We start from the raw sequence: 12,036 nt of genomic DNA on the forward strand, positions 1-12,036 counted from the left end.
GCCCGTCCGCCTGGCCCTACTTCTTCTCGTCGGGTCCCTGGCGGCGGACCTCCTGGACGTGGCGCAGCGCGTCGCGCAGGTCCGTCAGCCAGGTCTCGGTGTTCTCGCCGACCTGGCGGACGCACCAGGCCAGCGCCTCGCTGCGGCTGCGGGCGACGCCGCCGGCCACCAGCGTGTCCAGCACCTGCCGTTCGGGCTGCCGCAGCCGGGTCATCGCGGGGACGGCGAGGTGGGTGAACATCACCCGCCGGCCCTCGTGCAGCGCGCCCCAGGACACCTTCTTGCCGAAGCGCTCCTCCGCCGCGCGGGCCACCCGCATCCGCTCGCCGCGCGTGCGCTCGCGGTAGTCGCTGATCGGGTCGGACAGGTCGTCCCCACTGTCCCCGCCGTCCTCACCGTCTCCAACGGCACCGCCATCGGCCGGGATCGGGCCGACGACCGTGATCTCCTCACGGTCGACCACCACGACCGGCGTCTCCTCGAACAGTCCCTCGGGCAGATGGGCCGCGAACCACTCCGCGACCGACTCCCCGGTCTTGCCGAAGCCTGTCATGGTTCCAGGATTACACCATTACACGCTTACCGGAAGCGTTCGGAGGAGCGGCCGTACAACCCTTGCCCTTGACGGCGCACCTGAGGCCTGCGCACACTGTTCTTGTTAGAGAGCGCTGCTCTCGAAAGAGAGCGAAGGTCGCACATTCCGTCCGTGAGGAGCACGTGATGCTTGCCAAGCCTCTGCACCTGGTGAACGCGGCACTGGCCTTCGCCGTCGAGCTGGTCGCGCTCGGGGCGTTGCTCTGGTGGGGTTTCCACACCGGCACCGGACTGGCGCTGCACCTGCTGCTCGGGCTCGGCGCGCCGGTGCTCACGGCTTGGCTGTGGGGGATGTTCCTGGCGCCCCGGGCGAGCCACCCCTTGCCGGTGGGCGTGGCGTCGGCTGCCAAGCTGACGGTCTTCGTGGCGGCGGCCGTCGCGGCCTACGCGGTCGGGGCGCACGCTTTCGCGGTCGTCTACACCGTCGTGGCCGTCCTCAACACCGCTTATGTGACGGCCAACCGTGAGGCGATCACGCGCCGGCTCGCAGGTGGGCGCGACTGAGGCGGAGCGGCTCGGGCGCCGTCCGTCGCAGCCGCGCGTCCATGCACACGCGGTGTGGTCGGGGTGCAGGCTCAGCCCGTGAAGTCCTCCTCCCAGAACTCCAGCTCGCCACGCGCCGGTGCCTCCGGGCCGCCGTGCAGGTCGGCCTCACGGCCGCGCAGTTCGACGCGGCGGATCTTGCCCGAGACGGTCTTCGGCAGTTCGGCGAACTCCAGGCGGCGGACCCGCTTGTAGGGCGCGAGCCGCTCCCGCGCGAAGGCGAGCACCGAGCCGGCCGTCTCCCGGTCCGCGGTCGCGCCCGGAACCAGCACGACGAACGCCTTGGGAACCGACAGCCGGACCGGGTCCGGCGAGGGGACCACGGCCGCCTCCGCGACGCTGGGGTGCTCGATCAGCACGCTCTCCAGCTCGAACGGCGAGATCCGGTAGTCCGAAGACTTGAAGACGTCGTCCGTGCGACCCACATAGGTCAAGTAGCCGTCCGCGTCCCGGAATGCCACATCGCCGGTGTGGTAGAAGCCGCCGGCGGTCGCCTCCGCCTGGCGCTCGGGGTCCTGCTGATACCCGGTCATCAGGCCCAGCGGGGAGCTGTCCAGAGGCAGACAGAGCTCTCCCTCCGCGCCGGGCTCGGTGACCACCGCGCCGCTGACGGCGTCGACCAGGGCCACCTCGTAGCCGGGGAGCGGCACGCCCATCGAGCCGGGCTTGACCGGGAACTGCGGCGGGTTGCCCACCTGGGCCGTGGTCTCGGTCTGCCCGAAGCCGTCGCGCAGGGTCACCCCCCAGGCCTCCTGCACCCGTTCGATGATCTCCGGGTTCAACGGCTCGCCCGCGCCGACGAGTTCACGCAGTGACGGCTGCCAGTCGGAGAGCTTCTCCAGCACCAGCATCCGCCAGACCGTCGGCGGGGCGCAGAACGAGGTCACCTCGCAGCGGACCAAGGTGTCCAGCAACGGCCGCGCGGAGAAGCGTGGCTGATTGACAATCAGGATCTCCGCTCCGGCGTTCCAGGGCGCGAAGAAGTTGCTCCAGGCGTGCTTGGCCCAACCCGGCGAGGAGACGTTGAGGTGGACGTCGCCGGGCCGCAGACCGATCCAGTACATCGTCGACAGGTGGCCCACCGGGTAGGAGCGGTGGGTGTGTTGGACCAGCTTGGGGCGGCTGGTGGTGCCCGAGGTGAAGTAGAGCAGCAGCGGGTCGTCGGCCCGGGTGGGGCCGTCGGGGACGAAGCCTTCGGCGGGCAGCCGGTGGTCGGCCGACTCGGCGTAGCGGAGCCAGCCGGGCACCTGCGCGCCCACCGCGATCCGGGTCCAGTCGCCATCGATGCCCGCAAAGCCACCGGTGAGGCCGGACTCGGCGATGACATGGCGGACGTCGCCGCGCGCCACGCGGTCCGCGAGGTCCTCGGGCGCGAGCAGCGTGCTGGCCGGGATGACGACCGCGCCGAGCTTGATCGCCGCCAGCATCACCTCCCACAGCGCCACCTGGTTGCCGAGCAGCAGCAGGATCCGGTCGCCGCGCCGGACGCCCAGGCCCCGCAGCCAGTCGGCCACCTGGTCGGAGCGGTCGCTGAGTTGAGCGAACGTCAGGGCAGTCTCGGCGACCGTCGAGCCGTCCGGGGCGAGGTCGACCACGCGCAGCGCGACGGACCGGTTCTCGCCGCCCTCGGGCCTGGCCTCACGGTCGAACCAGTCGAGCGCCCAGTTGAAGTACTCGGCCTGCGGACGCGGGAAGCGGCGTGCGCCGTCAAGGTCGCCCCGGTGCCGCAGCAGATGGTCGCGCGCCGCGCGGAACTCCGCGTAGGCCCGCTCGGGGCTCTCGGGCGTGCCTGTCTGGTCCATCGCGGTCTCCTCCAAGGGGATCCAAGGTGAATCCGGTGCAGCCGACGACGAAGGCGCGGGGTGGGACCGCAGTTCGCCGGGGCCCCACGTTGTTCCACGTTCCACGGGTCGTGCCCCGTCCGGACCACACCGTTCCAGCCGTCCTGAAGCTGGTCAAGGAGGCGACGCGGCCCGGGAGGAGAGAGGCGACGCGGCCCGGGATTGGAGAGGTGGCGCGGCCCGGGACGGAGAGGTCGTGCGGCCCGGGATCCGGCCGGGGGAGGGGCCCGGCTGACGCACGGGGGCCGCGCCGCTTCGGGGGAAGGAAGCGGCGCGGCCCCGGGGGGGAAGTACTGCGGTTCGATCAGGCGGGGGGAAGCTCGTCCAGTCCCTCGGAGACCAGCTTCGCCAGGCGGTCCAGCGCGGCGTCGGCGCCGTCGGCGTCCGAGGCGAGCACGACCTCCTCGCCGGCCTGGGCGCCCAGGCCGAGCAGCGCCAGCATGGACGCGGCGTTGACAGGGTCGCCGCCGTTCTTGGCGATGGTGACGGGCACGCCGACCGAGCCCGCGGCGCGGACGAAGACGGAGGCGGGACGGGCGTGCAGGCCCTCGGGCCAGCCGATGGGGACGCGGCGCTCAGCCATGGTGCGTGCCTTTCGCGAAGTGCGCGGATCTTTCTGGACAATTCAGGATATTCAGCGGGGTTGATCCTGCGTTGTCTAGACCATTCTCGCACGGCCTCCGACGCATCGGGACGCTCCCACGTGCGTCGCCGGGCCGACGTTCGGAAATCCGCGCGACGCACGCCCGGCCGGGTGCCCGGCGGACGGCTAATCTGGCCTGGTGAGCGAGAGCGCGCCCGCCGCTGCGGGACCGGGCCACGACATCCACGCCGACCAGGCCCTGGCCGAGGACCGACCCGGTTACCCGGCCCACTGGGAGGCCGACATCGTGCTGCGGGACGGCGGCACCGCGCGCATCAGGCCCATCGTCCCCGCCGACGCCGACCGGCTGGTCGCCTTCTACCAGCACGTCTCCGACCGGTCGAAGTACTACCGCTTCTTCGCCCCGTATCCGCGCCTCTCCGCGCGGGACGTGCGGCACTTCACCCACCACGACTTCGTCGACCGGGTCGGCCTGGCCGCGCTGGTGCGCGACGAGTTCATCGCCACCGTCCGCTACGACCGGATCGACGCCCAGGGCCGGCCCTCCGGCTCCGGTACCGACGCCGAGGTCGCCTTCCTGGTCCAGGACGCCCACCAGGGACGCGGCGTGGCGTCCGCGCTGCTGGAGCACATCGCCGCGTCCGCACGCGAACGCGGCATCCGGCGCTTCATCGCGGAGGTGCTGCCGGAGAACCGGAAGATGGCGAAGGTCTTCACCGAGGCCGGGTACGTCCAGCACCGCAGCTTCACCGACGGAGTGCTCCACTACAAGCTGGACCTGGAGCCGACGGAGGACTCCCTCGCCGTCATGCGCGCTCGTGAGCACCGTGCCGAGGCACGATCGATGCAGCGGCTGCTCAGGCCGCGATCGGTCGCCGTGATCGGCGCCGGACGCAACCCGGTCGGCGTCGGACGCACGGTTCTTCGCAACCTGATCGACGCCGGTTTCACCGGTCGGCTGGATGCGATCAATCGATCGCCCGGCGTGATCGAACTCGACGGCGTGCCCGTGCACGCCTCGATCGCCGACGTGCCCGAGCCCGTCGACCTCGCCGTCATCGCGGTCCCGGCCGAGCAGGTGCCTGACGTCGTCGCGGACTGCGGCGCGGCCGGGGTGCGCGGGCTGGTGGTGATCACCGCGGGATACGCGGAGACCGGCGTCGACGGCCGCGCCCGGCAGCGCGAACTGGTGCGCCAGGCACGCGCAGCCGGTATGCGGGTCCTCGGCCCCAACGCGTTCGGGCTGATCAACACGGATCCGTCGGTGCGGCTGGACGCCTCGCTGGCCCCGGCGCTTCCCGACCACGGTCCGCTGGGGATCTTCACCCAGTCCGGCGCGATCGGCGCGGCCCTGCTGGAGGCCGCTCACCGGCGCGGAATCGGCATCTCCTCCTTCGCCTCCGTCGGCAACCGCGCGGACATCTCGGGCAACGACCTGCTCCAGTACTTCGAGGAGGACGACGCGACCGGCGTGGCCCTGCTCTACCTGGAGTCCTTCGGCAATCCGCGCAAGTTCAGCCGACTGGCGCGGCGGGTCGCCGCCCGCAAGCCGCTGGTCGTGGTCAAGGGCGGCCGGGACACCCGCAGCATCCCTGCCGGACACGCGGGCGCGGTCACGCGCATGGCCGACAGCACCGTCGACACGCTCTTCCAGCAGGCGGGCGTGATCCGGGTCGACACCATCACCGAGCTCTACGACACCGCCGATCTGCTGGCCCATCAGCCGATCCCGCCCGGCAACCGGATCGCCATCGTCGGCAACTCGGACTCCGTCGGCCTGCTCACCCACGACGCCGCGCTCAGCGCCGGGCTGCGACCGCTGCTGCCGCACGACCTCACCACCAGCGCCACGCCGGACGACTTCCGCCGCGGCCTGCGCGCGGCGGTCGACCGACCGGACAGCGACGCGGTGGTCGCCGTCGTGATCCCGCCTATCGGCGTGGGCGGCTTCCCCCGCTTCCCCGGCTCGGGCCTGCTCGCCAACGGCCACCGCGACGGTTCCGCCCTGGAGCTCGACACGGCCCCCTTCGCGGCCGCCCTCGCCGACGCCGCCGTGCTGGCCCGCGCGGCGGGCAAGCCGATGGTGATCGTCCACCTGGCGATGCCGGAACTGATCGACGAGGTCAACGCGCTGACCGTGGCACGGGCGCAAGGGGAGGCGGAGGCGGAGGTTCAGGCACAGGCCCGCGCACAGGCACAGGCACAGGCGGAGGTTCGGGCACAGGCGCACGCGCAGGCGGGTGCAAGTGCGGGTGCGGAAGAGTCGGCGACGGCGTCGCCGACGGCCGACGCCGAGGCGAGCGGCGCGGCGACCGGCGTGCTCCCGCATCTGCAGCGCGTGCCCGGCTATGCGCGCCCGGAGCGGGCGGTGCGCGCCTTCGCGCACGCCACCTTCTACGCGGCCTGGCGCGTCGAGGCCACCGCCCCGCGGACTTTCCCCGACTTCGAGGACCTGGCCGAGCAGCGCGCCGAGGAGATCGTCGCCGGCGCACTCGCCGACCGTCACGAGGCCCGACTCGACGCCGCGACCACCGCCGAACTGCTCGCCTGCTACGGCGTGCGCCTGGACGCACCGGCCGCCCCGCACCCCGCCGATCGGCCGGAGTACCCCGTCACCGAGGACGGTGCGGTCGAGACGACGATCTCCGCCAGCGTCGACCCGGCCGTCGGCGCGATCCTCTCCTTCGGCCTGGCCGGGGTCGCCTCCGAACTGCTGGGCGACGTGGCCCACCGCCTGATTCCGGCCACCGACGCCGAGGTCGCCTCCCTGGTCAGGGGGATCAAGGCAGCCCCGCTGCTGTTCGGCTGGCGCGGGTCCGAGCCCGTCGACACGGGCGCCCTGGAGGAACTGCTGCTCAGGATCTCGCAGCTGGTGGACGACCTGCCCGAGGTGGCCTCCCTCACCCTCGCCCCGGTGAGCGTCGCGTCGCGTGGCCTGCGGGTGCTGGGGGCGGAGGTCCGGCTGGCCCGGCTGCCCGCACGGACCGATCTGGGACCGCGCGCGCTGGCGTGAGAGTGCCCCGGATCGTGCCAGGATGGTAGCTATGGCGAAGACGGGAACGACCACCACCCAGGGGCTGCGCTCCGCGATCGAGCGCAGCGGCTACTACCCGACCCTCGTGTCCGAGGCCGTCGAGGCGGCGGTGGGCAGCGAGAGTGTCGACGCCTTCCTGGTCCACCAGGAGACCACCTTCGACGCCAACGAGGTGCGCCGCCACGTCACCGTGCTGGTGCTGACCGGGACCCGGTTCATCGTCAGCCACACCGACGAGCAGGGCGCCGACGACACCTCGCCCGTGCCGTACGCGACGACCTCGACGGAGAGCGTGAAGATCGGCCGGATCTCGTCGGTCGTGGTCAGCCGGGTCGTGGCCAACCCCGAGAAGTACACGCGCGGGCAGCTGCCGCGCGAGGTGGTGCTGACCATCGGATGGGGCGCCGTCTCCCGGATCGACCTGGAGCCCGCCGCCTGCGGCGACCCGAACTGTGACGCCGACCACGGCTACACCGGCTCCACCACCGCCGACGACCTCTCGCTCCGGGTCAGCGAGGCGGGCGACGGCCCGGAGACGGTGGCCCAGGCGCTGGCCTTCGCCCAGGCCCTGTCCGAGACGACGGCCCGGACGCCGGAGTAGCCGCCGGCCACGCCCGGCCCCGGATCGCGATCGGGAAGCGTTTCCGCAGCGCGCAGGCAGCGCGCAGGCAGCGCCCGCAGGCAGCGCCCGGAGGCAGGCGCGCGGCGGCACCATGCGACCAGGCAGCGCGCGGACCCGGCGGCAGAGACCGAGTGCGTACGGCCGACGGTGCGTGACCGGTGCGCGATGAGCGCAGGCCTGCGTCTCCCCTCGGCCTGCCTCGGTTAGGGTCACTACGCAACACTCGGCGCACGCACAGAAAAGACTGATGACTCTCCCTCACACCGCCGCCCCCGTCCCCGCCTACGGCACGGCGTCGCTCTCCGACGTGCTCCCGGCCGTCGCCGCGGGCCTCGGCCTGACCGCCGCCGACGGCGTCCCCGCGACCGGGCTGGTGCTGCCGCCCGCCGACCGGGTCTGCGTGTTCCTGGTCGACGGCCTCGGCTGGGAGCTGATCCGCAGCCACCCCGACGATGCGCCGTTCCTGACCTCGCTGCTGTCGACCTCGCTGGCGGGCAGCGGACGCCCGCTCACCGCCGGGTTCCCCTCGACGACCGCGACCAGCCTGGCGTCCTTCGGGACCGGCCGCCCTCCGGGCGAGCACGGACTGGCCGGGTACCTGGTGCGGATCCCGGGTGAGCGGCGGCTGATGAACCAGCTGCGCTGGATGCCGCATCAGACGCCGCGCACCTGGCAGCCGTATCCCACCGTCTTCGGGCGCACCCATGCCATGGGCGTCTCGACCTGCCAAGTCTCCTCGCCGTTGTTCGAGTTCACCCCGCTGACCGAGGTGGCGTTGTCGGGCGGCCAGTTCCTCGGGCGGCTGACCGGCGAGGAGCGGATGGACCTGGCCGCAGAGCGGCTCGCCGCCGCCGACCGGGCTCTGGTCTACACGTACTACAGCGAGCTCGACGGCATGGGTCACCGGCACGGTGTCCACTCCGACGCCTGGCGTGGACAGCTGATGGCCGTCGACCGCCTCGCCCAGCGGCTCGCCGAGCAGTTGCCGCCGCGCTCGGCGCTCTACATCACCGCCGACCACGGCATGGTCGACATCGCCCCCGAGGCGCGCATCGACTTCGACGCGCCCGAGCAGGAGGACCTGCGCGCGGGCGTGCTGCTGCTCGGCGGCGAGGGCCGGGCCCGTCACGTCTACGCCAAGCCGGGCGCGGAGGCCGACGTCCATGCCGCCTGGCGGGAGCGGCTCGGCGACCGCTTCTGGATCGCCACCCGCGAGGAGGCCGTGGCGGCGGGCTGGTTCGGGCCGGTGGTCGAGGAGCGCGTGCTGGGCCGGATCGGCGACGTGGTCGCGGTCGCGGCCGACGACACCGCGGTGATCGCGACCCGCCGCGAGCCGGGCGAGTCGGCGATGGTCGGTCTGCACGGGTCGATGCACCCGGCGGAGCAGCTGGTGCCGCTGCTGGAGGTGCGTCGTGGCTGAACTGGTCTTCTTCAGCGGGACCATGGACTGCGGCAAGTCGACGCTGGCGCTGCAGATGGACCACAACCACCAGGCGCGCGGCCGTCGCGGGATAATCTTCACCCGCAACGACCGCGCCGGCGCGGCGATCCTCTCCAGCCGACTGGGCCTCAGTACCGAGGCCGTCGAGGTCGACGACGCGCTCGACTTCCACGCCCACGTGGTGAGGCTGCTCTCCGCCGGTGCCCGGATCGACTACCTGATCTGCGACGAGGCCCAGTTCTTCCGCGCCGAGCAGGTGGACCAGTTGGCCCGGATCGCGGACGACCTCGCCATCGACGTCTTCACCTTCGGCATCACCACGGACTTCCGCACCCGGCTCTTCCCGGGCTCGGCCCGGCTGATCGAGCTGGCGGACCGGGTCGAGGTGCTCCAGGTCGAGGCGCTGTGCTGGTGCGGCTCGCGGGCCACGCACAACGCCCGGACCGTCGGCGGCGTGATGGTCGTCGAGGGCGCCCAGGTGGTCGTCGGCGATGTCGCCGTCACCGAGGACCAGGTCGGCTACGAGGTCCTCTGCCGTCGCCACCACCGCAAGCGGATGACCGCCGCGACCGCCCGCGCGGGCGCGCTCTCCCCGGACGTGCTCCCTTTCGAGGGCACGTCGGGGCGCTGAGCGCCGATTCCTGAGGGCTACTGGGCTTCTGGCGTGACGTCAGAAATCGCAGCGGGCTGCCTCGGCAGGGCCGAGGTCCGGCGCGTCGCGCAGCTCCAGCTTGGCACCCGGCTGGTGCAGCTCCAGCACCACGACCTCGTTGCGGCCCGTGCGCCACAGCGGGGCCGGGGCGTAGAGGGTGCGTTGCGGGCCGATCTCCCAGTAGCGGCCGAGGCAGAAGCCGTTGAGCCAGACGACGCCCTTGGTCCAGCCGGGTAGGGCGAGGAACCCGTCCGCAGCCTCGTGGATGTCCAACTCGAAGCGGTGGAACGCCGGGTGTCCGACCATCCTGTCGGCGTCGGCGTCGGCGAACGGCAGCTCCAGCAGATCCGGCAGCGGATCGAGCGGCAACGGCCGGATCTCCCAGCCGAACTGGTACTGGCCGTCCAGCCGGACACCGCCGGTGATGCCTTTGCGGTCGGCAAAGCGCGGACCGTAGTTGATCCGGCCCTGGTTCTCCACCAGCAGCTCCAGCTCCGCGCCGCCGTCCGGAACGCTCAACGTGATCGAACGATCGGGGTGGTTGCGTTCGAGCACGCCGATCGCTTCACCGTCCAGGAAGACCTGCGCACGATCGGCCAGTCCGTCGATCCGCAGCTTGGTCCGGGCCAGCGGGCCGCGCAGCCGAGTGCGGTAGTGGATCAGGCCGAGTGACTGGCCGACCGTCTCCATCGGCTCCGGCTCCAGCCATTGGCTGGGCTTGCCGTGGCTCGACTCTGCGAGCATGTCCAGACAGTCGCGCAGGGCGACGCGTCCCAGCGGGCGCACCGACTGCGGTGCGAGACGCGGCGGCAGCTCCGGCAGCGGGTGCGGGACGGGCCCGATCCGGCGCTCGATCACCGCGCGGAAGGCGTGGAACTTGGCCGTCAGCTCGCCCGCCTCGCCGACCGGCGCGTCGTAGTCGTAGCTGGTCGACGTCGGCAGGTAGGCGGTTCCGTCGTGGTTGGCGCCGTTCCACCAGCCGAAGTTGGTGCCGCCGTGGCCCATGTAGATGTTGACGGACGCGCCTGCGGCCAGCAGCGCGTCCAACGCCTGCGCAGCGTCCTCGGCGTCGCGGACCCGGTGCCGTTCGCCCCAGTGGTCGAACCAGCCGATCCAGAACTCCGCACAGACCAGCGGCCCTTGGGGCTGGTGCCGACGCAGGCAGGCCAACGCCTGCTCCGGCCGGGAGCCGAAGGTGCCCGTGGTCAGCACGCCGGGCAGCCTGCCGCCGAGCTGGAATCCGTCCTCCGCTCCGTCGGCGGTGAACAGCAGACAGGTCACCCCACGTGCGAGCAGGCCTTCGTGCAGATGGGTCAGGTACGCGGTGTCGTTGCCGTAGCTGCCGTACTCGTTCTCGACGCCCATGGCCACGATCGGCCCGCTGCAGTCGTCCTGAAGCGGCGTCAGCCGGGGCAGCAGCTCGTCGAACCACGCGTCGACGGCGGCCAGGAAGGCGGTGTCGGTGCGCCGCAGCCGCAGGGACCGGTCGGCGAGCAGCCAGGCGGGCAGCCCGCCGAACTCCCATTCCGCGCAGACGTAGGGGCCGGGGCGGACGATCACGTCCAGCCCGAGCTCCCCGGCCAGCCGGACGAACCCGACCACGTCCTGCGCACCGTCGAAGTCGAAGCGGCCGCGCTCGCGTTCGTGGACGTTCCAGGCGACGTAGGTCTCAACGGTGTTGACACCCATCGCGCGCAGCCGCAGCAGCCGGTCGCGCCACTGCTCCGGGCGGATCCGGAAGTAGTGCACCGCAGCCGAGACGATCTGGTGCGGAACGCCGTTGCGCAGGAAGCCGGTTCGCGAGTCGGTCAGGGTCAGGGTCAGTGTCACGGCGACGGCTCCAGCTCCTGCGTGCCGGTGAGGTAGGTATAGTGACACTCCGTCAGTGTGCGGAGTGTCTCCTCGCCGGGTGTGTCCCAGACCTCCTGGTTGAAGATCTCGACCTCGGTCCACCCCTGGTAGCCCGCCTCCGCCACCAGCCGGGCGAGGCGCGGGATGTCGATCGAACCGTCGCCGACGTGCCCGCGTCCGAGCAGTGCGTCGGCGGGCAGCGGCAGCAGCCAGTCGCAGACCTGGAACGCGTGGATCATCCCGGCCGTCCCGGCGCGCGCGATCTGCCGCTCGACCTCCGGGTCCCACCACACGTGGTAGGTGTCGACGACCACGCCGGTGCCGTGACCGGCCTGTTCGGCAAGGTCGACCGCCTGGCCGAGCGTCGAGACGACCGCACGGTCCGCGCAGAACATCGGGTGCAGCGGCTCGATCGCCAGCCGCACCCCGTGCGCCTCGGCGTAGGGAGCCAGCGCCGCGATGCCGTCGGCGACCGAACGTCGGGCGGCGGGCAGGTCCTTGCTGCCGGACGGCAGCCCGCCGCAGACCAGGACCAGGGTGTCGGTGCCGAGCGCGGCGGCCTCGTCGACCGCGCGCCGATTGTCTGCGGCGATGTCCTCGGCGGAGTCCGGGCCGGTGAAGAAACCGCCCCGGCAGAGACTGGTGACGGTCAGTCCGGCCTCGCGGACCAACCGGGCGGCCTGGTCCAGGCCCGCTTCGGCGACCCGGTCCCGCCACAGTCCGATCCCGGCGATGCCTGCCGCCGTGCAGCCGGCGACGGCCTCGGCCAGTGTCCACTGCTTCGTCGTCGCGGTGTTGAGCGAGAGCCGCTCCAGCCCGGGGGCAGGGTTGGCCCTTGACTGCATCCTTGACCG

10 protein-coding genes are annotated in these 12,036 nt (G+C 72.3%); 5 read left to right on the top strand and 5 right to left on the bottom strand.

Annotated features, from left to right (window positions below; translation table 11 throughout):
- Positions 1 to 16 precede the first annotated feature (16 nt).
- Positions 17 to 553 (bottom strand): hypothetical protein, encoded by a 537-nt coding sequence (locus ABH928_RS20285; RefSeq protein ID WP_370068414.1) that lies wholly within the window; start codon positions 551 to 553, stop codon positions 17 to 19.
- Positions 554 to 720: 167 nt separating this feature from the next.
- Between ABH928_RS20285 and ABH928_RS20290 the strand changes: the two genes are divergently transcribed.
- Entirely contained in the window at positions 721 to 1,098 is a 378-nt protein-coding gene (locus ABH928_RS20290) for a YrdB family protein (RefSeq protein WP_370068416.1), read from the top strand.
- Positions 1,099 to 1,169: 71 nt separating this feature from the next.
- Here ABH928_RS20290 and ABH928_RS20295 read toward each other — a convergent pair whose 3' ends face one another.
- Positions 1,170 to 2,939, bottom strand: a complete 1,770-nt coding sequence (locus ABH928_RS20295; protein WP_370068418.1) for an AMP-binding protein — start codon at positions 2,937 to 2,939, stop codon at positions 1,170 to 1,172.
- A 343-nt stretch (positions 2,940 to 3,282) separates the two neighbouring features.
- Positions 3,283 to 3,561 carry an HPr family phosphocarrier protein gene (locus tag ABH928_RS20300; protein WP_370068420.1) on the bottom strand — a complete coding sequence of 93 codons (279 nt, stop codon included), beginning with the start codon at positions 3,559 to 3,561 and terminating at the stop codon, positions 3,283 to 3,285.
- Between the two features lie 259 nt (positions 3,562 to 3,820).
- On the opposite strand from ABH928_RS20300, the gene ABH928_RS20305 reads away from it, so the two are divergent.
- From ABH928_RS20305 to ABH928_RS20320, 4 genes are all read left to right on the top strand, one after another.
- Complete coding sequence (locus ABH928_RS20305) at positions 3,821 to 6,595, top strand: GNAT family N-acetyltransferase (protein WP_370068669.1); 2,775 nt, start codon at positions 3,821 to 3,823, stop codon at positions 6,593 to 6,595.
- 22 nt (positions 6,596 to 6,617) lie between these two features.
- A complete protein-coding gene (locus tag ABH928_RS20310; RefSeq protein WP_370068422.1) occupies positions 6,618 to 7,217 on the top strand; it encodes a DUF5998 family protein in 600 nt (199 codons plus the stop codon).
- A 268-nt stretch (positions 7,218 to 7,485) separates the two neighbouring features.
- Positions 7,486 to 8,658, top strand: coding sequence for an alkaline phosphatase family protein (locus ABH928_RS20315; protein WP_370068424.1), 1,173 nt, complete (start codon positions 7,486 to 7,488; stop codon positions 8,656 to 8,658).
- Entirely contained in the window at positions 8,651 to 9,310 is a 660-nt protein-coding gene (locus ABH928_RS20320; protein WP_370068426.1) for a thymidine kinase, read from the top strand. Before ABH928_RS20315 ends, ABH928_RS20320 begins: the two co-directional genes overlap by 8 nt.
- Positions 9,311 to 9,349: 39 nt before the next feature.
- Here the strand turns inward: ABH928_RS20320 and ABH928_RS20325 are convergent, their stop codons facing one another.
- Both ABH928_RS20325 and ABH928_RS20330 read right to left on the bottom strand, forming a co-directional pair.
- Positions 9,350 to 11,161: a beta-galactosidase family protein gene (locus ABH928_RS20325; protein ID WP_370068428.1), complete on the bottom strand. Its 1,812-nt coding sequence runs from the start codon at positions 11,159 to 11,161 to the stop codon at positions 9,350 to 9,352.
- Positions 11,158 to 12,027, bottom strand: a complete 870-nt coding sequence (locus ABH928_RS20330; RefSeq protein ID WP_370068430.1) for a sugar phosphate isomerase/epimerase family protein — start codon at positions 12,025 to 12,027, stop codon at positions 11,158 to 11,160. Before ABH928_RS20330 ends, ABH928_RS20325 begins: the two co-directional genes overlap by 4 nt.
- Positions 12,028 to 12,036: the final 9 nt, after the last annotated feature.

This window comes from Streptacidiphilus sp. MAP5-3 (assembly GCF_041262505.1).
In the GTDB taxonomy this organism is placed as follows: domain Bacteria; phylum Actinomycetota; class Actinomycetes; order Streptomycetales; family Streptomycetaceae; genus Streptacidiphilus.

What these genes read in the sequence shown, in the direction of transcription:
- ABH928_RS20330 (WP_370068430.1), bottom strand. Translation starts at nt 12,027, where the DNA reads ATGCAGTCAAGGGCCAACCCTGCCCCCGGGCTGGAGCGGCTCTCGCTC.
- ABH928_RS20300 (WP_370068420.1), bottom strand. Translation starts at nt 3,561, where the DNA reads ATGGCTGAGCGCCGCGTCCCCATCGGCTGGCCCGAGGGCCTGCACGCC.
- ABH928_RS20315 (WP_370068424.1), top strand. Translation starts at nt 7,486, where the DNA reads ATGACTCTCCCTCACACCGCCGCCCCCGTCCCCGCCTACGGCACGGCG.
- ABH928_RS20290 (WP_370068416.1), top strand. Translation starts at nt 721, where the DNA reads ATGCTTGCCAAGCCTCTGCACCTGGTGAACGCGGCACTGGCCTTCGCC.
- ABH928_RS20285 (WP_370068414.1), bottom strand. Translation starts at nt 553, where the DNA reads ATGACAGGCTTCGGCAAGACCGGGGAGTCGGTCGCGGAGTGGTTCGCG.
- ABH928_RS20310 (WP_370068422.1), top strand. Translation starts at nt 6,618, where the DNA reads ATGGTAGCTATGGCGAAGACGGGAACGACCACCACCCAGGGGCTGCGC.
- ABH928_RS20295 (WP_370068418.1), bottom strand. Translation starts at nt 2,939, where the DNA reads ATGGACCAGACAGGCACGCCCGAGAGCCCCGAGCGGGCCTACGCGGAG.